The organism is Maribacter corallii, assembly GCF_047345415.1.
Lineage (GTDB): Bacteria > Bacteroidota > Bacteroidia > Flavobacteriales > Flavobacteriaceae > Maribacter_C.
The window spans coordinates 424,857-448,185 of record NZ_JBLFEP010000001.1 but is presented as its reverse complement, the minus strand read 5'-3'; the positions used below and the strand labels follow the sequence as shown (position 1 = coordinate 448,185).

The window sequence follows — 23,329 nt, the reverse complement described above, 5'->3', positions numbered from 1 at the left end:
TTTGTTTGATTTAGGAATAATGATTAATTTCAATCTCTAATTGACATCACCTTGCTACCTCACTTATTACTCCGCATTTTCAACATCATAAACCACTAGCTTTGTATTCAAAATGGTATCCGATTGCATAAATTCAAATGTTTCTTGATTTAAGTATTGAAGATTGGAATTGGCGATGACAACAGCTCTGTTGCCAGCCATACAAAAGGTTAGGGGTAACTCTAAATCTTTGTTGTTTTCCGAGATGATTTCATATCCTACAATTCTATCACCATCACTGTTAAGTATCAGTTTTCTAAAATTAAATGATTTCGATTTTACACCATTTTGTATAGCCAATAGATTTCCTTGATAGAACTTTAGACCATCTATTCCTTGCGATATCCCTAATGAGTCCTGTTCATTCAAAATTTTTCTCGTTGAAATATCTAATACCCTTATGCCTTTGGTGAATGAGGCTATATAAAGTTTGGTATTGTCATCAGAGATTGTAATGCCATTAGGGAAGCTAATTTCGGAAGATTTATAAAAGAGCTCCAAAGTATTACTCCCAGATTTTAATAAGTAAATAGAAGCACTTTTAGTATCGCTCATATAAATGTTTCCTTTCGTATCCTGGACTAAATCATTCAGAAAATGGTCGCCCTCATTCAATACATCATATCTTTTTATCAGCAACTTTGAGTCTAGATCGAACGCAAAAAGAGACGATGTTGAATCTGGTTTCATGTAGTATCCTCCAATGGCATAGAGAATGTCCAATTCGTCATCTATTTGAATGCCTGCGCCCGGTGAGTAATTAAACGCCCGCTCGTTAATGAAGTCTCTTTGATGACCGGAGTCCGCATCAACTTCAATAATTTTTGATTTTGCTATGCTGGTCAGATAAAATTTGTTTCTCTTTTTGGAGTAAGCTATACCTTCAGGCACCAAGTCTTTTTCATATAGGACATAAAATTCTAAAACTTTTGGCTTACAACTTGCCACATATAAGATTATTATAATAAAGGTTAACAGCTTCACTTTCAAATTTCTTTGATTAGTCAATCTAATTTCATTGCGGTACCGGTAATCTTGACTTTACCACCAAAAGGGAGAGCTTGGGCCTGATATATGGTTCTTGCCGGTCTACTGTGTTCCGGAAAATAATCCATGTATAGCCGGTCGATTTCTGGCTGGTGCTTCAAGTCATCGAATGCGATATCGATAAAGACAGTATCTTCTCTTTCGAAGCCGGCAGCTTTGAGGGCAGAAAAGAAATTTGCGAACGCCAATTTGCCCTCGTCTTCTACAGTTCCACGGACATACTTGCCGCTGGGATCAATGGCTAACTGCCCGCTTACAAAGCACATATTTCCAGCCACCACGGCATGACTAATGGGATTAGCCCAGTTGGGCAGTCCCTTTCCTTTTTCAATGTATCTTTTTGTACTCATTCTTTTAAATTTAAGTTACAATTCGATTTTTTTAAAATAATAGATATCATTTTTAAACTATTAATTTACCCTCAAAAATAATTTTGGCATTACTTCGTACTTCTAATGCCATATCGCTAAGAATGGTAAGTTTTAAAAATCCACCACGTTTTGACAATTGGTAGGCCGACATTTCCGAAACGCCCAATTTGTCGCTCCAGTATTTTGCTAAAACCGAGTGGGCAGCTCCAGTAACTGGGTCTTCATTGATTCCTAACCAAGGGGCAAAGCATCTAGAATAGAAATCAAAACCCTCATCCTCAGATTTACAAGTGATCACCACCTCTTTTAGGTTGGCCGAACTTTTAATTAACTTTTCGTAGAGCGGACTTATTTCTAGAAGGGTTCTTTTATCTAAAACTTCAATGAGTAGCATATCCAAATCTTTCGATAGTCTAGTTGTTATCGGTTCTCCTACTCCCAAGGCATCGTATACCTCTTGCTCCGGTTCATATACAACCGTATCGTACATCGGAAACACCATTTTTATGGCATTGTCGGCATATCGCCCTATCAGATGCAGCTTTTGTGAAGTGGTAAATCGGACTTCTTCCAAAGCAACTTTGTCCAAAACTATTTTGGCAGAGGCCATAGTAGCATGGCCACAAAAGTCAATTTCTATGTGCGGGGTAAAAAATCGAATGGAATAGGAATGTTTTTCCAAATTCAAAAGGAATGCTGTCTCCGATAGATTCAATTCAAGGGCAATAGATTGCATCAGTTCCGCACTTATTGGTTTTTCCAACAGACAAACCCCGGCCGGATTCCCGGTAAAGGCCCGGTCGGTAAACGCATCGACAATATAGGTCTGTATATTCATAAAGTTTTTCTTTAAAGTGTAAGTCGTAATCGAGGAAATCAATTGCCTTCCACCCAAGGGCTCTCTGAAAATTCAGCTGGGTCATGGTAACCAAAATAGTCGATTGTATCACCATAGTTCTTAATGAAGTTCCTGATTGTGTCCAAAGACTGGATTCGCATCTGATTATCAACCGCCCGAATGGTAGCCAACTGTTCAACGGGATGGTTTGCTTCTGTCAATTCGGCTCTTAAATAGTAGGCATCTCCAATATAAAATTTCCAACGGCCACCATTTTCGAAGGCAATACCACAGTGCCCCAGCGTATGGCCAAATAATGGAATGAGGTACACTTCATTATGCACTTTCAATTTCCGTGCTGGTAAATCGAACCATTTGCTATCATTGTTTTCATAAAGTACCATTTCAGGCTTATGAGCAAGCTGGTGCCTCAAATATCGTTCATCCCCATTATTAAAGGCCTCATATTCCTCCTTGGATACGTGGACTTTGGCTTGAGGAAAGTCTGCCGTTCCCCCGATATGGTCTGGATCAAGATGCGAGCAGATGATATCGGTCACATTTTTTGGATTCAGCCCCAATCTTTCGATTTGTCGAACCGCGGTACGGTTTTCATCAAATTTGAAACCAGTCAATGCTACCAGTTCTTTGCCCAATCTTTTTTCGGGTTCACGTGTTTCCGCCATTCCGATTCCCGTATCAATAAGCGTCAATTGCTCGTCTTGTTCGATTAGTACGCAATGACCGATTGCCGAACCCAAAGGCGACTCGATCTGAACGCAGTTTAAGTGGTAGATTTTCTTCATTTTCTTTAGTATAACTTTAAGTTCGAGAATTGTAAATTAGGCATTTCTTTTACAGTTCACCTTTTAGAAATGACTTCGAGGTATCCAAAAAAATATCGGCCCACCGCGCATCCCATATCGGTAAATGCCCTCCATTTGGAACTATCCATAAGGATGCTTTTGGAATTGCCCTCGCCATTGCAAAGGGTATTTCCAAGGGAAAAAATTCATCAAGCTCACCATGAACTATTAAAGTCGGACATTTGATCTGTGAAAGATATGGGGCAGTGAAATTCATATCGTCGTAAGAATTCTGCATTGCATTGAACTGCCCCAGTAACCTTTTGATTTGAGCATCGCCTTCAGGTTGATGTTTCTTCATATCCAGCATCCAATCTTCGGAAACCGTCTCAAATTGCGAGTTTGCCATAATTTGCCTGCAAGGTTGCCCGAAATGCGATGTTGCTCCGACCAGTATCATCGACTCGATTCTCGTGGAATCCATTGTGGCCATATGCACAAGGGTCATGCCTCCGGAACTGGCACCGATGGCCTTGAATTTCTCAATTTTCAGCGCATCCATCAAGGCATACATATCTTTTGCAGACTGCTCATGTGTAAAGAGATTACTGGGATTGGTTGATTTACCGTGTCCGCGCATATCGGGCAAAATCAGTGTGTACTGCTTGGCCAAGTCACGCAACCATGGCTCCCAAACCTTGTGGCTTGAGGTAAAATTATGCAAAAGCAACAAAGGTTCTCCACTGCCTTGCGTTTGATAGTGGAGTTTTATTCCGTTCAAGTCTGCGTATTCGGCCCTCTGTGCATATATTGTGGCTAACAATAAGGTGTAGCCTATAAGAATGATAATTTTTTTCATTTGTATCTATTTAATGATGGGACTATTAATTATCGAAAACGACTTGTCATTCCGCCGTCTAGAATCAGCGAATGTCCAGATAAATAGGTGCTTTTTCCTTGGCACAGCCAAAGTATGGCCTCGGCGAATTCATTGGGCCGACCAAACCTACCCTTGGGTATCATTTGTTTGTACTGTTCTTCTATGGCCATTTGTTTGCCCTTATCCCCACCTGCTTGGGTATGCAAGGCCTTTTCTAACATGGGCGTTTCAAACGGACCGGGAACAATGGCGTTTATGGAAATATTGGATTGCGCATGTTCAAGTGCTGCCGATTTCGTCAGGGAAATCACTCCGGCTTTGGCAGCCGCATATAACGATAGGTATTCTGCACCGCCTAACCCATTGATGGAAGAAATATTTATAATATGTTTCCGGTTCGATGTATCGGCCGTCATCAATTTGATTTGATGCTTTAGGCTAAGCCACAGACTCTTTAGGTTTACGTTTATAGAATGGTCAAAATCGGCTTCGGTATATTCCGTCAGAGGTTTCATTTCTGCGTGACCGACATTGTTGATGGCGATATCAATCGATTTAAAATCTTTCTCAACTCTCTGGTAAAGTGCATTGACAGACTCCATATTGCCGAAATCAGTTTGCACGAAGTGTACTTTCGAATTCGTCTTGCCAAACTCTTTTTCAAATCTTTCCCGACTTCTAGAAGCCACTATTACATTTGCACCTTCTTTAAGGAAAGCATTGACCGTCGCCAATCCCAATCCCGATGTGCCTCCCGATATAATTACTTGCTTGTCTCTCATTTTCTTAAATTTTGTAGAGGTTTTATTTTTCTTTGGAAATATCCTTAAAAATAAGCATCTGCCTTATTTTGCTGGAAGCACCTTGGTAAAACCCGGTTTCATGCTCAAATTTTTTGGGATTTTTAAACGTTCCGAAAAGCATGTCAAAAAAGGAAATATCCGAATAGTTGTAAGCGTGAATACCCTTTGCGTGATGGAGGGCATGGGCCTCGGGCCTTTGAATGATGTATCCCATCCAAACGGGAGTCCTGATATTGCTATGCTGAAAAATCGATAAAAAGGTAGTACCCAAAATAATAAGAGTAGTGGCTTCTGGCGTGAATCCGGCTATGACTACCAGACAAAGACTCCCCAAAAAGGTAAACCCAATCATATCCATCGGACTGAAATAAAAAGCTCCGTAACTGTCTAAACGCTCGGCACTATGATGCATTTGGTGAAAAATTCTCCAAAGCGTATCGTTCCTGTGCATGCTCCGATGCCAAAAATAGACGCCCAGTTCATAAATCATTATACCGGCTACGGCTCCCCAAACTGTACCTAGACCCGTGAGGTCGAATACCTGGAATTCCGCTAATGCCCCGTCCCATAGCAATGGCAGGTACGAAGAGAGGTAGAAGAACAGGACAAAGGCCAAAAAACCTTTAAGTTTCCAAAATCTCACCTTTGGTAACTTTCGGGCAGGCCATAAAGCCTCCCATAAGATTAGCCCGCCATAAATGCTAAATACGATATATGAGATAGGATCAAATACCAATTCAAGAGGTAAGGGCAGATTGTTAAAAATTTCTTTCATAACGTTTGATGATTTTTTGTGTATAAAATATTATTTAAAGGTGTTAGCATATAAATTATTGGTCAAATAAGATGGGATAAGTAATTTCATTATCCACAACATATTGTAGTAAAAGTTATTGGCTGTTATGGTCAGAGATAACAGTAGTACAGATTTCTTCCATGTGGGAAATATCGGTTCCGCAACATCCTCCGAAGATTTTAATATGGGGATGCCTGCTTCTCAATGATCCATACCACTGGGCAAGTTCTTTTTTATTTCCCATATCCAATTCGGTGGCTTCGTCAAGTTCTGCATGACTTTTACAAGAAGCGTTCGCCCTTATTCCTTGAATACGATATACCAATTCATCAAGCTCCGATAGGCAATCTGCGAAATGTTCCGGATGGGCGCAATTGATCATGTAATACAATGGATAGTCCTCTGACGCTTGGTCTATTGCTTTAACAGCTTCAAACAATGATTTGCCGTCGGGAAGCAGGCCATCGACTTCAACAGTAAACGATACGACCGCAGGTACTCTTAAGTCTTTTGCGGCCATAACGATCCCCAATGCCTCTTGAACATTGGTCATGGTAAGACCACTGACCAGATCAACACCGCTATCTCTTAAGGTTTTAATCTGTCGAGAGTGGTATATTTTAGCATCTTCCCAATTTCCAGAAAGGGCTGCCACATATCCATCATGTCTGGGACCAACGCACCCACTAATTAATATGGAACCAATTTTATCGCTGTACTCGATTCGCAGCGATTTCATCTGTTCAATGGCGATTTGATTTGCCTTCACAAGTTCTATTTGCGAATAGCCCAGCTTGTAACCCCAATCAGGATTGGACCGCCATGTTGGACTTTCCAAAATAAAGCCGGTTCCAAATCGCTTTGCCAGTTCCAAATACTGTCTATAATACGCATCTATTATATTTCGATGTTCCGGTCTGGTTAAAAGGTGAAAAGCTGCAAAGTGGGGTAAGTGGAGTCGTTCATGGAATAGCAAGGTCGTTTCCAGACCTCCGTCAGTCAAATAAACGTCATTGATCAAAAAATGGTTCGAGGTGTTATTATGAGCCATGATATCTTTATTTATGCATTGGTAAAGCCTTTTGAACAAACGGGGAAAACTGTAAAGCTTTTCTTTTAAGATGTTATTATATAATCAACACCCTAGTAGACGTAAGTATTAACCTTACACCGTAAGTATCACTGAAAATATTTGGATATTTTTTAAAAAACCCAGTCTGTGGGGTTCTCGGGTCTATAGGAACAGAACGTGCCCGTTTTGATGGAAGTAGTAAGATGTTTGGCCAAAGCCGGGTGGACTTCCCCGAGTTTTTTAATGGAGCTTCTTATTCTCCATGTAACCGCTGATCTGGCTTTGTCGACTTGAACGGAAGATTTTCGGCTTTTACCTGCCAGCCCGGTAGACTTGGATAGGTGCTCCAAAATGGAATCGTACTCATCTTGAAGTTTTGCCAACTCTTCGTAATTATTTAAGGCATCTGCTTCCGCAATGTCTTCCTGTAGATGTAGAATTTTCCTTTTGTACCCTCTTTTCGCTTTTTGGTCGATAAGTTCCATTCCCTTTTCATTGACTACGGCAGCACCGATCAATTCGCTACAGTGTATTTCTTCTTCGGGTCGTTGCAATAGCGTGAGGATATCATGGAGTCCCTTCAAATCCTGTATCATTTTAGATTCAAAGGCATATGAGATCTCCCAAAGACTGCCCGTTTTCTGAAAGAGATTTAATTTTGGATGCACATTGTTTATAGAATTTGACAACTCAGCAGTGTCAATTTTCTGCTTGGCGATAAACTCCCAGAAAGGCTTTAGGTTGGTATTCTTTTTATAGGGATTGACCCTTATTGACCATTTGAGGGCTTCCTCCTCTTTTATATCATCCGTTTTAAGAACAATTTTGCTGAATTTATGTAGATAAATTTTCCAGTACTCCTTCATTTTTTCAAATTCCCCAATGTGAAAGTGGGCAGCTGCCATGTAGGCTGCGAAATCAACGAAGGAAGTTCCAATATTTATTCTGTTACCAAGTTCAATGGCCTTTGTGTAATTTCCATCCTCAAAATAGAAATTTGAGCCATAGCCAAAGTAACTTTCCGGATGGATAGGATTTAGTTTAAGAGCTTTCTCATAAAGTTCCAGGGCCTCCTTGGTATAGCCCAAAAACATAAAACAAAAGCCCACTTGAATTAAATTGGAAGCATCATTTGGGTTCATGCGCAACGATTTCCGAAGATAGTGTTCGGCTTTGTCAAATTCACGGGAAAATAAAAATGTCCTACCTGCGACCGTGAGCGCGACATAGTCGTTTTCATCAAGTTCAAGGGCTTTCAATGCATATTTTTGCGCACCATTTTTTTTTAAGTCCCATTGATCCATTAGCTGACAGCTCCACTCGTTAAAGTACGAGAGAGATATACCCGTATAAGCCTTTGCGTAATTTGGGTCCTTTTTTATGGCATCCTCAAAATAGGTCCGTGCTTCTACATCGTATTCGGCACCTCCCTTTTTTAAAATGTTCATGCCCAATAGATAACTTTCATATACTTTGAGATCGGTGGATTTTGCCTTATAGGAAAACGATAAAATATCGTAATCAACTTGTTGTTGCACCATGTTTACAAGTTGCTTGAGTATTTCATCCTGGGTTTTGAACATCTCTTCAAAGGAAAAGTCATAATCCTTGGCGAAAATAATGGCATGGTCTTTTTTCCTTATCAATTGAATGCCAATACGGAAACTATCCTCGAATTCACGAAAACTACCTTTGACCAAATAGTCTGTGTTTAGTCCTTCAACTTGATTATTATGGATGTTCAGATTTTTAATGGTTTCAGAAGAAATGACGGATAGGCCAATAAACTTCGAAAGATTTGTGGTAAGATCCTCTACAAATCCATCAATAAACATTTGATGGTCGCCAACACGAATAAAGGATTTGAAGGGTAATATGGCGATTGTTACATCCATTTATTTAAAATAACTTAAAATAAAATAGATTACAAAGTTGTAAATTTTTTGCCAGAAATGTCTTATCGTTAGTGATCATATAAATGCTAGAGCTTCTGCATTATTGAAAATTGAAAGTCCAAGCATTTTTGTTTACAGTTCATTCCGCTTTTTTTAACAATGAATCCTGTATAAAATGAGCAAAAAGTGTTTATTATAAAAAGTTGGTGATGAGAAATTTACCATGGACGCAAATATCTTGATTACCGCGACAAAATCGAATATATTTCCATACGCGCTTCCTCTATTCCCTTGTGCAAGGGAGTCTCGGTTATCGTACCCAAGTTTATGGCAATAAAAAAGTATAAGTTTTTCTCAGGAACATAATATAGTTCACATCCGGCGCCGATACCGCCACCCGAATGTCCGAAGGCTTCAAAACCGTTGATTTTGGTATAACTAAGACCAAGACCGTAAGCTGGTTCGCCGTTATCTCGATGTACCCAATTTTTCATCAACTTTAAAGTGGATTCGGAAAGCAATTTGCCTTCAATCAAGCCTTTTAGAAATTTGATGGCTTCTATTGGCGTAGTAACTATTCCATCGTCCCCAATCATGTTCATCACGTTACTACGCTGTAAATAAGAAGCATTCTCTACTATCCCCGTACCGTATCTATCCCAATAACTATCTACAAGATCAGTTTTATTCAAATAATCGGTCTTGTTCCTATAAACAGTATTTGAAAGTTCTAAGGGACTGAAAATTTCATCTTCAATAAACTGGGCGTGGTTTCCAATGAGCTCATCCAGTATTAGGGCCAATAGTACATAATTGCTATTTCTATAAGAATAGCGGCTGCCCGGTTCGAAATCAAGGGGCTTCCCGTCAATAAATTTCAGATAGTCCTCACCCGTGTAGTTCTTCTCAGGACTTTGTAGTAGTTGGGTAACATAGTTAGGGTTAAAGTTATATTCTCGGATACCAGAGGTATGGTTGAGTAACATTTTAACGGTAATGCTCTCAGCTTTTGCGATATATCGGGTGATATTTTTTGGCAGATATGCTGTGATTGGACTATCCAGCTCTAATTGGCCTGATTCGTAGAGTTTCAAAGCCGCAACGGCGTGATGGGTTTTGGATATGCTCTGCAAGTATTGGAGATGACAGATTTGCATTGGGGTCCTGTCCTCGATTCTCGAAAAACCCTTGGCCGAATACCACCAACCCTCATCGGAAAATATTGCGATTGCAGCTCCTGGAGTGCCGCTTTTTACAATTTTGTCCATGGCCTTGTCTATCGCCTTCGCTTCGGCAAATCCGTTGCTGAGCTCCGAAGGCTTGCAGATTACTTTATGCTCCTGCGCGACAATTTTCTGAGAGAGCAAACAAATAATGGTGATTGTTAGATATAGAAATGTTTTCATAAATTTTATTCGTTAAAGTGAATTCTAGATCCCAACTGAATCAATGTCTGGGGAACCAATGGAATGCTTTCATTGTATCCTTTCACGAGAACGAATTGGTAGCTCGCAAAAGGTGAAACATCGATTTTATCTGAGTACTCGGCATAGCCTAAGGAAACGCCAGCTGGAATCGCGAAAAGACCCTTGCCTTTTTTTCCGACCGAAATCCATTCTCCATTCTGTTGCTTGAATGACTCCGTCGGTCTGGAAGTAATCATATAACCGGCCCCCAACTTTAGTTCGGTATAGAGATTATTAACCAACGTTGGTCGCCATACCGCTTGGGAATAAATGAACCATCCATTGCCCACATTGTTGTTCCGATACCACATCAAATTGATTTGCTGTACCCAATTTTGTTTTCCGTTGTGGCTCACCTCGGTTCCGATTCCGATCCCAATGTTCTTAAAGTTGCCCTTTAAATTTTTAAAGGGCATCGAGAGGGAATGGAATTGTAGGGTTACTATCAACGGAAAGTTTCGATACCCGTTGGCTGCTTCGGCCTGACCTTTTATGGACTGTATCGCAAAGGCCGCGATTAGGAGAATTACTATTTTTCGAATCATTGTAAAAATTTTCAATGCCCAAAAATAGATTCAGCACGTCACGCAATCCCCATCAACTCAGGGTGAATACCTTGAAATGTAGCATTCAGACCCTTGAAGTGTCATAGGTTAGGTCGAAACCAGCTTTTAAATGATGGTGCCTTTGTACGGCTAACGGGAATCTCAGAAGGGAAAAATTCGTTTAACTGAAGCTCAACTAGAATCTTACCGTTTTCCATTCTCTTGAAAGCAACTATCATATCACGGTGAACGATATATTTTCTGTTCAACCTGAAGAAGCGGTCATTCGGTAATCGGTTCTCAATCTTGGTTAAGGAATCATCCAGATAAAATTTCTCCCCACTAGTACTCTGAGCCACGGTGTAGTCGGTATCGGCATAAAGGCCCAATATATTCTCAAAATCCAATCTAACGTTCTTATTGCCAACTCTTACCACGAAACCATCGGCCTTCATTTTTTTCTCCTCTAAAATTTTCTCTTCTGTTCTTTTCCATTGGTTATAGTAGTAAAGCCCCAAATAGATTGCATTGATAAAGAAGAACCATATGCCAATTATAAAAAGGTCGGTCGTATAAAAATGTAATGGGGCAGATTTTCCTTTGGCGATAAAGCTTACGAACTCGGTCAGTAAACTGATTACTGCTAAACCAATTATCGTTGTGGCAATCAATTGAATGGCTAGTCTCTTTAAAATCCCGCTGCTATAGGGTAGTCTTTTGTCGAACCAGAATATAAGCTTTCTTACGACGGACCACGCTGCATACCCTTGTAGTGTATCAATAGCGAAAGTAAGAACAAGGAACCCGTTCAACTTTATGTTACTGTAGGTAAGATAGTAGTTAATGGCGCTTATAAACGGAATAAGAATCAGGAAGAGGATAACATCCGGATGATAAATTGATGTACTGCTCACTCTTTTAGTCATTGAAGGATATAGGGTTTTGAGTGTATATTTTTTTCTAATCAGTAATAAACAAAAATAATAATGTTCTTTTTAGGTAATGATATTTGAATGTACGCAAAAGAAATTTTTACAAATCAGCTAATTCATGGAATCATTATTTTACAGATATTGTGTCTTTTAAAATGTATTTCCTTCTTATTTTCTTAGTAGTAGTTTTCTTGATCCACATTTTTTTGAAACTAAAATTCCAACAAATAAACACCTATATTTTTTTAATAGAATTTTGCGCCCTGACGGGCACTTTTGTAGATAGGGAGAGAAGAGGGATAGTGTGCCGAGCAAAGGTTCTGTCGCGCCCTACTGAGTTTCTTCTTTACGCTTGTCTACCGGAACGCTAAAGAAACTCCGCAGGATTCACGCGCAGGTTAGTTATGGTTAGATTTGGGAAGAACAGAAAAATGTTCAAGGGAATAGAGGATGGATTTGGATGCTATTTGAAAGGAAATCATTGAATTCATTTTTCTGAAAGTCGTCCAAAAATTTCATTTTGGTACTCATCCATTTTACTTTTCCTCAAATTTGCTAGATACGCTTGCGTTGTGCTTATTCGCTTATGCCCTAACATTTGAGAAATAGCTGTAAGAGGAATTCCCATTTCATTTGCACCGGAAGCAAATGAGTGGCGTGCAGCGTAGCTCGTAATATTTTCTTGAATTCCCGCTAGCTCGGCCAGTTTTTTCAAATTATCGTTATACCGCTTTCTTGCCCAAACGATTTGATTATAGCTTTCAATAGGATTTTTACTCTTGACAAGACCCAATAAGTAGTCGCTTCTTTTCTTGCCTTTGGTAAAATAGGTCAACAAAGGTTTGAGTTGGTCATGGATTTTAATGTTATAGGGTTCATCTGTCTTCTTTCTAGAATATCGGATGCGACCATCAACGATATTGGACAGCTTGAGATGGGCCATGTCCACATATGATATGCCGTTAAGCAGGAAGCTCATCATAAAAATGTTTCTGTCCCTGAACATAGCGGTATCCTTTTCCAAATCAAGTTCAGCTATTTTACGAATAGCATCAATAGGAAGAGCTCGTTTTTCGGGCTTTCCATTTCGAATCACATAGTCATCAAAGGCATAACCTTCTTTGTCGGCAACCCCTGCTTTGATGGCTTTTCGATTGATTGCCCTTACAGTTCTCAAATAAACACTTAAGCCGCCCAATTTGTTGCCCTTGGCCAAATGATGCTTTTCAAATCGGTTAAGGAAATCTAGGTTCAGTTCATCGAATGTAAAATCCTTGTCGTTTCTGAAATTCTTAACTGCTTTCAAAGCATGTTTGTAAGCCCTTGCGTTTCCGATACGGTTCGCTTTGATCAGGTCGGCTATCTGCTTTTCGGCGAACTGATAAAAAGTAACCTTTTTGGTAGTGCGGGTAATATGGCTCCTTACTTCGGACACGCTCATATATTTCAATTTGTCCCCATCTTCCAATTTCGTTAGGATATCCACCATACGCGCCATTTTCTTTTGTAGCAAATTGTTCAAACGGGAAGGGGATTCCGTGCCTTTGAAAGATGGCCTAATTTTTTGTCTTTTTATGTCCCATTCGGAAGTCGCTAATTTATACCCTGTTCCAATACTCGTAGATTTCCGGTTATGGGTCAAACGAAAGATTAAAGGGAAGGTTTTGTTATCTTTCCTTCGTGTATCCAATGAGAGTTTTATATAGGTAGCCATGATAAATGTTAAAAACTGCGTGCACATGTGCACGCAGTTTGCACGCAGAATGTGGTTTTTTATGGTCTTAAATGTACCTAAATATACAACTAATCGCTGAAAACCCCCGTATTTATTGAGTTTTTAATTCATATGAATTTAATTAAAATCTGCCTGTCACGCAGGGGGTCGCGGGTTCGAGTCCCGTCCAGACCACTGAGCGTCCACTGAATTTTATATATAAGCGTATGTATAGGTTAGGACTTTTAGTTTCCCCGGCCAGTAATAGTACTATCGATGAACTCTCCGTGGTAGCCCTAACACCACTTTAAAAGCGTCGGGTTAAACCTTAAAGAAGTCATTAATTACGGGCTTTTAAAAAGTATTCTGATGGAGATACGCCGATCAAACTTCGAAACGATTTATTGAACGTGGTCTTTGAATTGAACCCCGCTTCTTGCGCCAAACCGAAAAAAGTAAACTCTTTCGCCTTGTCCGTTTCTGCCAATGCGATAAATTCCTTTATTCTGTAGTAATTGACAAAATCAAAGAAATTCATGCCTATTCGCTCGTTTAAAAGGCGTGCCAGCTCCGGATTACTAATGCCCAACATCATGGCCAATTCGGCCTTCATTAAGGTGCTGTTCAAATAGGGTTTCTTGGCGGTCATAATCGTTTCCAGCTGCTGCTTTAAGGCATCCATATCTGCGCTACTTAATTTCGATTGACTGTATTTTTGGGTAAGGCTCAACGCTTGTATCCGAAATAGATCAGGGGCCACCATTCCGTAGTAGGCAATAAAAAGAATGATGAACGCAATTCCCAACCAAATGAACTGGCGCGCTTCCCGCTCTATGGTCTCGGGCCCAAAAAGACTGGTAAAATACACGCCGACCCAAACAAGGAGACAAACGCCTATTGCAATCAAAAAATTTAGGAAGAACTGTGTTTTTAGCGTATAACTTAATTCGTTTTTAAGGTTGTTCTTAAATTGCAGGAACTGTATCAAACTCAGTAACCAATAAGACAGGTTAACGGATAGTCCGATACCGACTAAAATAGTGACCACCGTATACAACTCCCCTCTTTTTATGCGGGCAATGATCATCTCATCCGATGGGATTATGAAATAGAATACCACAAACAAAATATAGACCGCAGCGGGAATATAGTGGCGTAAATCTTTTCTTGTGAAGTGCTGATCGGTAAGGGATGATTTTGTGAACAGAAATACCGTTGCACCAAAAAGTAAAATGGCGAACTCTGAAATGGTGATCAGTCTAAAATTGTCCCCTAAAATTTGGGATACATAGAGCACACGCCCACTTAAGCCTATAAATAGGACGAATATCAAAAAGGCGATATAGCCGTTGATGTTCTTTCTGTTTTTTGCGGAGAATAAATAGACCCCTAACAAAAAAAGGCTTTGGAAAAAACAAAAATAGACCAACTGATTTACGAATGTCTGCATAGTTAAAAACAAGCTGGCAAGCACGAGATGTTTACCAGCCTTGTATGTTATTGAATTATAAATTGGTTCACGTTCTGGATTCCTTTTTCTCCCATTTTCAGATTCGCTTTGATGAAGGCATCATAAGAGGCCCTATCATTCCATTCGGTCAAGACCATATAATCCGGCTTGTACATATAACCTACCGATGACATGGCATCCTGTAACTGTAACATCACTTTTCCTCCTTTGTTTTTGACTTTTTTAAGCCATTCTTGCTTAAACTCCGGAAAAGAACCACTCTCATCTTTCCAATAGGCTGTTGCAACGATAACCTTTTCCGGATTTATATCAAAAGAGATATCCTCCTTCATCTCGTAGTAGGCCAGATAAAATGATGACCACATCGCCCTTCTTTGTACATGAAAATCAGGAACCTCAGTCGTAATTTCATTCAAGAACTTCTTCCTACTGGCCAAGTTGGTCCATTTGCCAAAAACAAAAGAACCGGGTTGCAGGCCTCCTTGGGTAGTCTCGGTAATAGAAAGAACGGGTTGTGGTTGGTATCCGGTTTTAAGGGCAAATGCGAATGCCGTCTCCTTATATCTGGGGAATAATTTAGAGAAATCCGGTTTCCCCGTAAACAGAAGAATATCCAAGACTTCCCCTTTTTTAAAGGATAAGGTTTTTGATTGTGCGTTCACTACTAATCCGCCAAAAAATAGGGCGGTACATACTAGCGCTAGTTTTGTTTTTTTCATACGATTTGTTTTAAGTTTTACATTCATGTCGCTAATGTAAAATGGATGCAAAAACGCACAAAAGAAAACACAATAGGATGCGTACGCATACGGTATACGTTCCTGTTTTAGGGGGCTAACAGCGATTTTAAGAACGAAACGGGCACCGCTGGACCTTATCCGATATCGATTGGTCAAACAAAATAACCCATAAAATTTCAGGCTAAATCGATTTTAAAAAGGGGAGGAGATTGTCTTTGTAGTTGTTTCCAATAGGAATTTCCATTCGTCCAATTTCAACATCGTTTTTGGTATAGGCCGTAATTCTTTCGCTGTTTACGATATAAGACCGATGCAAGCGAATAAACCGATCATCCAGTCGTTGTTCAAAGGCCGAAATACGTTCTTTGACGAGTAAGGGGTCTTCATCTTCCAGATGAATTTTAATGTAATCCTTAAAGCTTTCTACATATACGATGTGCTCATAAACGACTTTGATCTGTTTCTTGGCCTTGTTTACAAAAAGATACTTGCCTTTATCGGTTTGGGTAGTCGCTCCACTATTGTTTTCCTTGACATGCTGTTGTTTGAGAAACTTCTGCACTGCCGAAAAAAAACGCTCGAAAAAAATAGGCTTCAACAGATAATCCAAAGCGTTGAGTTCAAATCCGTCAACGGCGTAGTCACGATAGGCGGTCGTAAAAATAACATCGGGTTTATGAACCAGGTTCTTAAAGAAATCCGTGCCTTTTAGCAGGGGCATCTCAATATCCAAAAACATCAGGTCAACTTTGTTTTTGCTTAGGATAGTGCTTGCGGAAATTGCACTGGGGCAAGAAGCCACGAGCTCAAAATCAGGTATTTTTTGGAGATACCCCTCAAGCAGCTCACGTGCCAAGGGTTCATCATCTATAATGATACATTGGTAACTCATGCCATTGCTAATTTAAGATTGGCCGAAAATGTACTTTTCCCATTTTCTATGATGAGGTCGTATGCCTTGGGATACAACAATTCCAATTGCTTTTTAATATTTTGAAGCCCTATGGATTCTTTTTTCTCCAAGGTATCGGAGACGGCCGGTTTACTGTTTTCGACTGTAAAAAGAAGTTCTTCTCCCTCCTTTGAAATGGTAATATTGATATGGGCCTGATTGATTTCATTAGCAACCCCATGTTTAAAGGCATTCTCAACAAAAGTTAACAAGAGTAGGGGAGCTACTCTTTCTTGACCTGTTACATTCTTACTGAACGCTATTTTAACCCTGTCGGCGTAGCGTATTTTTTCTAAGGACAAATAGTTCTCGATCAACTCGATCTCTTTTTCCAAGGAGACATAAGACTCATTACACCCATAGAGGATATAATCCAAAATTTCCGACAGTTTCCGAATCACTTTGGGGGTATCATTGGATTTTTTCAGTGCCAATGCATATAGATTATTCAGGGTATTGAACAAAAAGTGTGGATTTAACTGATTTTTCAAGGCCGCCAGTTCGGCGGTCTTCTTTTGTTCATTCAATTTGAGTAGTTGTTGTTTTTCCGTGTACAATTTGAATACCAAGATCAAAAAGGTGGGATAGAGCAGGTATAAGGATTTGGACACAAATTCGCCAAAATTTAAAAACCGACCGAAAAACGAAGGGTCGTCAAAACGCCGGACGTAGTTCGCATACGTAGTCGGAAACGAGGGTTCAAAAAAGTGAATGAATATCAAGGTGCAAATGGCGTAAAAGGAAAGTAGTACCAAGGTAATGCCCACCGAGAACAGCCCTATTTTACCCCTAGTCAAAAGTTTTGGAATCAAAAACTCCACAATACTAAAGGCCAATGCGATTTGAAGTACTACCCGGATTACGAACGTTACGGCCAATTCATAGGTAGTGGTGTAATACCAACTTGAAGTGGAAGCGGAGAACGCAAAAATCAAAAGCCCGAATACAAGGTATTTGAGTTTCGAAGTTTCCAGAAAGTTTTGAATGCGTTGTAACATAGCTTCTACAATTGATATAAAGGTACAATTCTTAGTGGGCCCTTTTCAAAATACACCATCAACTACAGGTAAACGATGTCAAAAAACCACTATCCGTAGACAAAAAGGTTCAACCTTGTTTACAGGTCATTTGGCACCGATAAGGGGTTCTACGACCACATTCTCTAAAAGGCGTGGTTCCTACTTCTAGTTTAGCCCCTGAACAAAATAAATAAAACCATGAAACAGTCAAAAACAATGATTACTTCAAAACCCCATCTACTATGGACATTTCTAGCAATGGTAGTGTTGTCATTCACGACTACCGCACAAGAATCCACATGGACGATCGACCCCAGTCACTCTGCCATCAATTTTGATATCCCTTACTTCAAAGTGGGCACCATTAAAGGTGTTTTTGATCGCTATACAGGTTCTTTTACGGAAGAAAATGAGCGGATAACTGCACTCAATATTACCATAGAAACAGCATCGGTAAATACCAATCAAAAAGACCGGGACAAGCATTTAAGAAGTGACGATTTCTTTAGTGCTGAGGTGCATCCGGAGATACATTTTAAAAGTACCGGAATTGAAAATACAGGAGACGGAACCTATACGATAACAGGCGATTTCACCATGACTGGGATTACAAAGTCCATTGTTTTAAAAGGAGTGGACAAGGGTAGTTTCATCCATCCAAGATTTAAGACCACCAATAAATTTATAACGGTTACAGGCCAAATCAATCGTGATGATTTTAAGGTGGGCGCCAACTATGCACCGGCGAAGATGGCCCTTGGTAGTGAAGTGGGGCTGATTGCCGAAATTCATTTGATTCAAGATAAATAAGAATGAGACAGGTATTGACACTGCTCTTAGGCTTGTTTGTCTCTAGTTCATTTTACGGACAAGGAAGCATTACCGGAGCGATAAAAGACAAGAATACGAACGAACCGATACCCTACGCCAATGTGGTCTTAAAATCGGGTGATGAAATCGTCACGGGGGGAATTACGAATGAAGCGGGTGCGTTCAACGTGACCAAAGTAGCTTTCGGTACCTATACTTTTGAGGCGCTCTACATCGGTTACAAAACGGAGATGAAATCGATTACCTTAGGGGAGGATGACCGAAAACTAAATATCGGGACTATTTTTATCGAGGAAGATGCCGTCGCGCTTGACGCGGTGGAAGTTGTTTCAGAACGTTCCACTATTGAACAAAAAATCGATAGAAAGGTCATCAATGTCGGCAAAGACCTCACCACGGCAGGTGCTTCGGCTAGCGATATCATGGGCAATATACCCTCGGTCAGTATTACCCAAGATGGTGATCTGTCATTGCGCGGCAATGAAAATGTACGTGTTCTTGTAGACGGTAAACCCACCAATATTAGTTCTCGTGAGCTCTTACAGCAAATTCCGTCGACGTCGATAAAGACGATTGAGTTGATCACCAATCCTTCGGCAAAGTACAATCCGGAAGGGATGAGCGGGATCATTAATATCACTTTAAAAAAGAATACGAATTTAGGGTTCAACGGTTCGATAAATGCGGGTTTTACCTATGGCGAGCGTGCACGGTATAATAGCTCCCTGAGTTTGAACTATCGAAATGGAAAAGCTAATTTTTATGGTAGTTATGGCAACCGATTGGGTGAGGGCGTAACGAACGGTTTCATAAACAGGACCGTCGAACGCACAGGCCAAGATATTTTAAGTATCGGTGACCGCACATCACATCTGTTCAAATTTGGTGTAGACTATTATATTGATGAGCGGAATACGTTTTCTATCTACACCAACCAGAATTTTTTTGACGCGGTTTTGGATGCCGAACGAAACATTACGTTTTTGGATACGCCAAGTGCTGATTTCGATCAGTTTGACCTGACCAATAGAGATAACACCAATGCCTCCTATAATGTGGATTTTAAACATCTCTTTTCCGGAGAGGGGCATTTCATTGAACTCGAGGCCGATTATAACACTTTAAAGAGTGACACCAATAACGATTTTGATTTTGGAGGAAACACCCCTTTGATGAACTATGATGAGTTTATTGATGATACCCGTACCAATACGACCATAAATCTTGATTATGTAAATCCACTTTCTGAAAACACAACTTTAGAGATTGGTTTGGAAACCCGTTTGCGACGTACCCAAAATACCTATGTTACGGACCGTACGGATTTCAGGAATTCAGATTTTAGATACGACCGTGATATCCATTCGTTTTATACGACTTTCAGCCAGAGTTTGGGTAAATGGCAATACAATCTTGGTATACGATTGGAAGATTACAATGTGGACACCCAGTTTAATGAAGTCTCTGAAGCCCCATTTAATTTCACCGACAAGCTTTTTAATATCTATCCATCAGGGTTTTTAAAATACAGTCCGGGTGAAGAGCGTAAGAACTCCTACCAATTAAGTTTTAGTCGAAGAATTGATCGACCTTCCTTGAATCAGATCAACCCGATACGCCAATTGAGCACTCCGCAGCTTATTCTTAGCGGTAATCCAAGTCTAGTGCCTCAATTTACCAATTCGGTGGAGTTGAATTATAGTAAAAGCTTAGGGAAAGGGAATGTTACGATAGGCGGCTTTTATCGAAGAATCAATGACGAAATCAATAGGAGGGGCTTTTTTGATGATGATAATCCTACGGTCTTGATCGTTGATTACGATAATTTTGACAGTAATGATGCCTATGGCCTTGAGTTGTCCACTAGTTATCGGCCCACCAATTGGTGGAGCCTCAATGGAAGCTTCGATGTGTATTCCAGAACCCAAAAAGGGTTTATCGAAGGAGAACGTGTAGAGGTAAACAATACCTTGATGAACGTCAAATTGAACAACAGCTTTAAAGCTACAAAGGATCTCACATTTCAACTTTTTACATTTTATAGCGGTAAGCAAAGTGTTTTACAATATGACCTAAAGGACAACTTCTTTATGAACGTAGGTACACGTTACAATTTTGCAAAAGGCAAAGGAACAATAAGTGTAAACTTCAATGATATCTTCAGAACACAGCGTTTTGCTTTTGAAACGTTTAGAACCATCATTCAGGAAGGTCAGTTTAAAACGGATTCACGCGCGGTGTATTTGGGCTTGGCCTATCGTTTTGGTAGTGGAAAAAACAAAAGTGCAAAGCGTAAAAAGAGAGATAAGAACGAGAAAGCGGATAAGCTTTTATGACCTACTGTTTTGCTGAAGAGTTGCGTTAGCTGTTTGAAGGTGCTCCTTGTTTGTGCTATTGTATCACGGATAAGGAGCTACTTTTTTAGTTGTTTTGGATGGGATACCACCCATGAATCCGGATTTCGGAACCTTGCTATTCCGATGCGATGATATGGTCCAAAGCCGTATCCTTCCCGGAAATGAAATCTTGAAAGCGCAACGGTATTTTTTGATCTAAATCCAGATGGTTTACGGCAACTCCATCGAAGAGGGTTATCCAAAAGCACTTGCGCCAGTCCGTACATCCATTTTTCCAATCATGGTATGCGGTCCAGATACGCAGTTGTATTTTTGAATTCGGCAAAATGAAAGGGCTGCCCCCATCGGCCCAAAACTGTAACGCATCCCCAACGGCTTCACCGACGAACTTGGTTTTTGACCCAAAGGTATGTTTTGCCAGCGCCGCAGTAATGATCCCTGCGGAAAAGGTACCGTTACCCAGAATCACATAGAAGTTGCCCTTGCCTTCTAAATGCGATTCCATTTGGGCTATAAAGGGCCTGACCATATGATAATCGCCCCCTGAATTGAATCGCAAATCCAAGACGGCGTAGGCTAGCTTCTTTTCCTTTGCTTCTTCCGCAACCGCATTGAGGTAGTCGGAGACTTTTACGGTCTCGGTATCCGCATTTTCATTGACCTGAACATAAACACCCCTATCCGTAAAGTGGTGCCATACATTTTGGTGTAAGTGCTGAAATGGCAAGGCAGTGGCTTTATGGGCCGCTAGAGAAAACCACCCTGCTTCGCTAGTTGCTGCTGACGGATTCAACCAGAGTTGGGGCCAATAACCGGGTTTATCTTTGGCGGTTTCCGAAGCCGCTATGAGTATGGTATTAGCGTCGTAGAACTCTAGGTTCAGCCTAGTGGAATCGGTGCCAAGATGTACCGCGTCCATCAATTCCGGTGACATTAAGAAAAGCGGACTGAAAAACTTCAATCGGTGTGCTGAACCTCCAAACCATTTTTCGAGTTGCAGCACGAGTTCAACCACTTCAAACCCATTTATTTTCTTGATTCTTTTACCGAGTAAGTGTTTGTGTTCTTTTTGGGCCATCACCACATAGAGTCCTTCTTCAAACCAATAGAAGCGTAAGGGAATCGCATTTAGGCGTCTGGCCCGTCTACTGGGGTGAACGTTGGTATGGGTATTGTTCGAAATGGACATGAGTGCGGCCACCTGCATTTCAAAAGCGGCGGTTGTAAAGGGCACTTGTTTTTTGAGGTGATCAATACCTTCTAAAAAAGCGTGCCGCTTGCGATCGGTATCGAAACTTTTGTCAACGGTAATGTAGCGAGACAAATAGTCTAGATCTTGTAATTGTTCCTCTTTTAGTGTACTGACCTGCGTGTATGCTATCGAAGGGGCCTCGATTACAAAACGTTTGTAAAAAGCATAAAACAATATGCCCAGCAACAATACGATGCCTAGGAGCGTGAATAGGATGCGTCTGAACCATTTTTTCATTCGTTATTCTTTTCTAAATGGGACATTGATTTTAGAGGGCTGTTGTTTCGAAGGTTTCATATGTTACGAGTGGACCGCTTTGATCCGATATTGATTTCTATTGAAATTCCCGTTGCTCTCAAGAGGGGTTTCATGGGCTACTTTTAGACGGACCTGTGCGCCGTCTTTCTTTGGGACGTATCCACATGACGGCGGTGTATGGCATGAAATCGGCATCGGCCGAAGTTTGACACCAACCCTGTTCCGGCAAACAAGCGGTCACAGCTAAATCTCGAGCATCACGTCAAACCTACCATGGCATGGGCCAATTACAAACTTTTTGTGGTGGTCGTCCCTCTTTTGTGGTCAATGGCCCTATTGGCGTAAGTGGAAAACAAAAACGAGTTGTTAACGGAAACTAAGAATGGAATGAATTCTTAAAGGTAGCTACGTATCCCCTTGATACAGGAATCACGGTATCCAAAGCGGTAATGAAAAGCTTCATTCCTTTCACGTTGCCCGTTACCTTTTTGACATGATTCAGGTTGACCATGTAGGAGCGGTGCGTTCGCACAAAGGGTAAAGCAAGCGTGTCTTCAAGCGTCTTGAGATTGGTTCGAATGAGTTTTCGGTGCAGTTCCTTGTTATCGTCCCCGAAGTAGTGGACATGTACATAATTGTCATCCGATTTGATGTAAATAATCGCATTGGGTCGAAATCTGAAACATTCCTTGGTATGGAGGGCCGATATGGTAACACTGTCTTTTTGGGCGATTGGATTCAAGAAGGACGGTAAGGTGGTTTTCTGGATTCCTTTACTTCCTTGAAGTGCTTTGTTGTATTCTATAAGCACAAGAATGACCGTAGGAATAAGGCCTAAGGCTAGGCCGTGTTTTAAAAATTGAAGGTACAGGGGCAGATCTAAAACAAAATTGTCGTTGAGGTAGTGCTGTACCCCATAGTGTGTTGTCGTGACCAACACGATTAAGCCCAAATATTGTAAAATTAAATGATGGAGATAAAACCTCTTGAGCTTTGTAATCGCAAGAAAAAGGGGGTAGAGCCATTTCAAAGCGATAAATAACGTGATGAAATAAGCCGCCGAAAAGAGCAAGAGAATACCAAACTTGTTATATTCCCCCACATGAAATTCGAAGGGTTCCAATAAAGCGAAAATCAAGTAGACGATACCCAGAACAAGAAGTAATTGCTTTATTAGTTTGGCGGTGGACAACCGCCTTATCGCAATGGGTTTTGTGAAACTTTTTAAACCTTCCATTTTGCAGT

At 40.6% G+C, this 23,329-nt stretch carries 21 protein-coding genes and 1 tRNA gene; 3 read left to right on the top strand and 19 right to left on the bottom strand.

From position 1 onward, the window contains the following. Nucleotides 1-66 precede the first annotated feature (66 nt). From ACKWCA_RS02070 to ACKWCA_RS02010, 13 genes are all read right to left on the bottom strand, one after another. Nucleotides 67-1,023: an SMP-30/gluconolactonase/LRE family protein gene (locus tag ACKWCA_RS02070; RefSeq protein ID WP_413977110.1), complete on the bottom strand. Its 957-nt coding sequence runs from the start codon at nt 1,021-1,023 to the stop codon at nt 67-69. A gap of 20 nt (nt 1,024-1,043) precedes the next feature. Further along, nucleotides 1,044-1,436 (bottom strand): RidA family protein, encoded by a 393-nt coding sequence (locus ACKWCA_RS02065; RefSeq protein ID WP_413976473.1) that lies wholly within the window; start codon nt 1,434-1,436, stop codon nt 1,044-1,046. Nucleotides 1,437-1,488: 52 nt separating this feature from the next. Then, nucleotides 1,489-2,295: a PhzF family phenazine biosynthesis protein gene (locus ACKWCA_RS02060; protein ID WP_413976472.1), complete on the bottom strand. Its 807-nt coding sequence runs from the start codon at nt 2,293-2,295 to the stop codon at nt 1,489-1,491. 38 nt (nt 2,296-2,333) lie between these two features. Then, the gene (locus ACKWCA_RS02055) at nt 2,334-3,101 is read right to left on the bottom strand and encodes an MBL fold metallo-hydrolase (RefSeq protein ID WP_413976471.1); all 768 of its coding nucleotides are present in this window, start codon (nt 3,099-3,101) and stop codon (nt 2,334-2,336) included. 49 nt (nt 3,102-3,150) lie between these two features. Beyond that, on the bottom strand, nt 3,151-3,960 hold the full coding sequence (locus tag ACKWCA_RS02050; protein WP_413976470.1) for an alpha/beta fold hydrolase: 810 nt from the start codon (nt 3,958-3,960) through the stop codon (nt 3,151-3,153). A 29-nt stretch (nt 3,961-3,989) separates the two neighbouring features. Further along, nucleotides 3,990-4,763, bottom strand: coding sequence for an SDR family NAD(P)-dependent oxidoreductase (locus ACKWCA_RS02045; protein ID WP_413976469.1), 774 nt, complete (start codon nt 4,761-4,763; stop codon nt 3,990-3,992). 22 nt (nt 4,764-4,785) lie between these two features. Continuing rightward, on the bottom strand, nt 4,786-5,559 hold the full coding sequence (locus ACKWCA_RS02040) for a sterol desaturase family protein (RefSeq protein WP_413976468.1): 774 nt from the start codon (nt 5,557-5,559) through the stop codon (nt 4,786-4,788). A gap of 115 nt (nt 5,560-5,674) precedes the next feature. Continuing rightward, nucleotides 5,675-6,631: a homocysteine S-methyltransferase family protein gene (locus ACKWCA_RS02035; protein WP_413976467.1), complete on the bottom strand. Its 957-nt coding sequence runs from the start codon at nt 6,629-6,631 to the stop codon at nt 5,675-5,677. A 152-nt stretch (nt 6,632-6,783) separates the two neighbouring features. Continuing rightward, the gene (locus tag ACKWCA_RS02030) at nt 6,784-8,547 is read right to left on the bottom strand and encodes a tetratricopeptide repeat protein (protein ID WP_413976466.1); all 1,764 of its coding nucleotides are present in this window, start codon (nt 8,545-8,547) and stop codon (nt 6,784-6,786) included. 242 nt (nt 8,548-8,789) lie between these two features. After that, nucleotides 8,790-9,953: a serine hydrolase domain-containing protein gene (locus ACKWCA_RS02025; RefSeq protein WP_413976465.1), complete on the bottom strand. Its 1,164-nt coding sequence runs from the start codon at nt 9,951-9,953 to the stop codon at nt 8,790-8,792. Nucleotides 9,954-9,958: 5 nt separating this feature from the next. Next, nucleotides 9,959-10,558 carry a hypothetical protein gene (locus ACKWCA_RS02020; protein ID WP_413976464.1) on the bottom strand — a complete coding sequence of 200 codons (600 nt, stop codon included), beginning with the start codon at nt 10,556-10,558 and terminating at the stop codon, nt 9,959-9,961. 101 nt (nt 10,559-10,659) lie between these two features. Then, nucleotides 10,660-11,484 (bottom strand): LytR/AlgR family response regulator transcription factor, encoded by an 825-nt coding sequence (locus ACKWCA_RS02015; protein WP_413976463.1) that lies wholly within the window; start codon nt 11,482-11,484, stop codon nt 10,660-10,662. A 493-nt stretch (nt 11,485-11,977) separates the two neighbouring features. Beyond that, on the bottom strand, nt 11,978-13,204 hold the full coding sequence (locus tag ACKWCA_RS02010; RefSeq protein WP_413976462.1) for a phage integrase SAM-like domain-containing protein: 1,227 nt from the start codon (nt 13,202-13,204) through the stop codon (nt 11,978-11,980). Nucleotides 13,205-13,339: 135 nt separating this feature from the next. On the opposite strand from ACKWCA_RS02010, the gene ACKWCA_RS02005 reads away from it, so the two are divergent. Further along, a tRNA-Asp gene (locus ACKWCA_RS02005) sits at nt 13,340-13,399 on the top strand. Nucleotides 13,400-13,544: 145 nt separating this feature from the next. Here the strand turns inward: ACKWCA_RS02005 and ACKWCA_RS02000 are convergent. The 4 genes from ACKWCA_RS02000 to ACKWCA_RS01985 form a co-directional block, all read right to left on the bottom strand. After that, complete coding sequence (locus tag ACKWCA_RS02000) at nt 13,545-14,654, bottom strand: helix-turn-helix domain-containing protein (RefSeq protein WP_413976461.1); 1,110 nt, start codon at nt 14,652-14,654, stop codon at nt 13,545-13,547. Nucleotides 14,655-14,701: 47 nt separating this feature from the next. Then, nucleotides 14,702-15,394: a hypothetical protein gene (locus ACKWCA_RS01995; RefSeq protein WP_413976460.1), complete on the bottom strand. Its 693-nt coding sequence runs from the start codon at nt 15,392-15,394 to the stop codon at nt 14,702-14,704. A 202-nt stretch (nt 15,395-15,596) separates the two neighbouring features. Continuing rightward, nucleotides 15,597-16,307 carry a LytR/AlgR family response regulator transcription factor gene (locus ACKWCA_RS01990; RefSeq protein WP_413976459.1) on the bottom strand — a complete coding sequence of 237 codons (711 nt, stop codon included), beginning with the start codon at nt 16,305-16,307 and terminating at the stop codon, nt 15,597-15,599. Further along, complete coding sequence (locus tag ACKWCA_RS01985; protein WP_413976458.1) at nt 16,304-17,365, bottom strand: sensor histidine kinase; 1,062 nt, start codon at nt 17,363-17,365, stop codon at nt 16,304-16,306. The genes ACKWCA_RS01990 and ACKWCA_RS01985 overlap by 4 nt, the downstream gene beginning before the upstream one ends. A gap of 219 nt (nt 17,366-17,584) precedes the next feature. Here ACKWCA_RS01985 and ACKWCA_RS01980 point away from each other — a divergent pair, with 219 nt between their 5' ends. Together ACKWCA_RS01980 and ACKWCA_RS01975 are read left to right on the top strand one after the other, a co-directional pair. Further along, a complete protein-coding gene (locus tag ACKWCA_RS01980; protein ID WP_413976457.1) occupies nt 17,585-18,196 on the top strand; it encodes a YceI family protein in 612 nt (203 codons plus the stop codon). Nucleotides 18,197-18,198: 2 nt separating this feature from the next. After that, the gene (locus ACKWCA_RS01975; protein ID WP_413976456.1) at nt 18,199-20,553 is read left to right on the top strand and encodes a TonB-dependent receptor; all 2,355 of its coding nucleotides are present in this window, start codon (nt 18,199-18,201) and stop codon (nt 20,551-20,553) included. Between the two features lie 136 nt (nt 20,554-20,689). Here ACKWCA_RS01975 and ACKWCA_RS01970 read toward each other — a convergent pair whose 3' ends face one another. Together ACKWCA_RS01970 and ACKWCA_RS01965 are read right to left on the bottom strand one after the other, a co-directional pair. Next, a complete protein-coding gene (locus ACKWCA_RS01970) occupies nt 20,690-22,063 on the bottom strand; it encodes a hypothetical protein (RefSeq protein ID WP_413976455.1) in 1,374 nt (457 codons plus the stop codon). A 397-nt stretch (nt 22,064-22,460) separates the two neighbouring features. Then, a complete protein-coding gene (locus tag ACKWCA_RS01965; RefSeq protein WP_413976454.1) occupies nt 22,461-23,321 on the bottom strand; it encodes a LytR/AlgR family response regulator transcription factor in 861 nt (286 codons plus the stop codon). Between the last annotated feature and the right edge of the window lie 8 nt (nt 23,322-23,329).

Bases quoted from the DNA above. Each gene is read 5' to 3' on its own strand.
- ACKWCA_RS02065 (WP_413976473.1), bottom strand. From the start codon at position 1,436: ATGAGTACAAAAAGATACATTGAAAAAGGAAAGGGACTGCCCAACTGG.
- ACKWCA_RS02060 (WP_413976472.1), bottom strand. From the start codon at position 2,295: ATGAATATACAGACCTATATTGTCGATGCGTTTACCGACCGGGCCTTT.
- ACKWCA_RS02055 (WP_413976471.1), bottom strand. From the start codon at position 3,101: ATGAAGAAAATCTACCACTTAAACTGCGTTCAGATCGAGTCGCCTTTG.
- ACKWCA_RS02050 (WP_413976470.1), bottom strand. From the start codon at position 3,960: ATGAAAAAAATTATCATTCTTATAGGCTACACCTTATTGTTAGCCACA.
- ACKWCA_RS02045 (WP_413976469.1), bottom strand. From the start codon at position 4,763: ATGAGAGACAAGCAAGTAATTATATCGGGAGGCACATCGGGATTGGGA.
- ACKWCA_RS02040 (WP_413976468.1), bottom strand. From the start codon at position 5,559: ATGAAAGAAATTTTTAACAATCTGCCCTTACCTCTTGAATTGGTATTT.
- ACKWCA_RS02035 (WP_413976467.1), bottom strand. From the start codon at position 6,631: ATGGCTCATAATAACACCTCGAACCATTTTTTGATCAATGACGTTTAT.
- ACKWCA_RS02030 (WP_413976466.1), bottom strand. From the start codon at position 8,547: ATGGATGTAACAATCGCCATATTACCCTTCAAATCCTTTATTCGTGTT.
- ACKWCA_RS02025 (WP_413976465.1), bottom strand. From the start codon at position 9,953: ATGAAAACATTTCTATATCTAACAATCACCATTATTTGTTTGCTCTCT.
- ACKWCA_RS02020 (WP_413976464.1), bottom strand. From the start codon at position 10,558: ATGATTCGAAAAATAGTAATTCTCCTAATCGCGGCCTTTGCGATACAG.
- ACKWCA_RS02015 (WP_413976463.1), bottom strand. From the start codon at position 11,484: ATGACTAAAAGAGTGAGCAGTACATCAATTTATCATCCGGATGTTATC.
- ACKWCA_RS02010 (WP_413976462.1), bottom strand. From the start codon at position 13,204: ATGGCTACCTATATAAAACTCTCATTGGATACACGAAGGAAAGATAAC.
- ACKWCA_RS02000 (WP_413976461.1), bottom strand. From the start codon at position 14,654: ATGCAGACATTCGTAAATCAGTTGGTCTATTTTTGTTTTTTCCAAAGC.
- ACKWCA_RS01995 (WP_413976460.1), bottom strand. From the start codon at position 15,394: ATGAAAAAAACAAAACTAGCGCTAGTATGTACCGCCCTATTTTTTGGC.
- ACKWCA_RS01990 (WP_413976459.1), bottom strand. From the start codon at position 16,307: ATGAGTTACCAATGTATCATTATAGATGATGAACCCTTGGCACGTGAG.
- ACKWCA_RS01985 (WP_413976458.1), bottom strand. From the start codon at position 17,365: ATGTTACAACGCATTCAAAACTTTCTGGAAACTTCGAAACTCAAATAC.
- ACKWCA_RS01980 (WP_413976457.1), top strand. From the start codon at position 17,585: ATGAAACAGTCAAAAACAATGATTACTTCAAAACCCCATCTACTATGG.
- ACKWCA_RS01975 (WP_413976456.1), top strand. From the start codon at position 18,199: ATGAGACAGGTATTGACACTGCTCTTAGGCTTGTTTGTCTCTAGTTCA.
- ACKWCA_RS01970 (WP_413976455.1), bottom strand. From the start codon at position 22,063: ATGAAAAAATGGTTCAGACGCATCCTATTCACGCTCCTAGGCATCGTA.
- ACKWCA_RS01965 (WP_413976454.1), bottom strand. From the start codon at position 23,321: ATGGAAGGTTTAAAAAGTTTCACAAAACCCATTGCGATAAGGCGGTTG.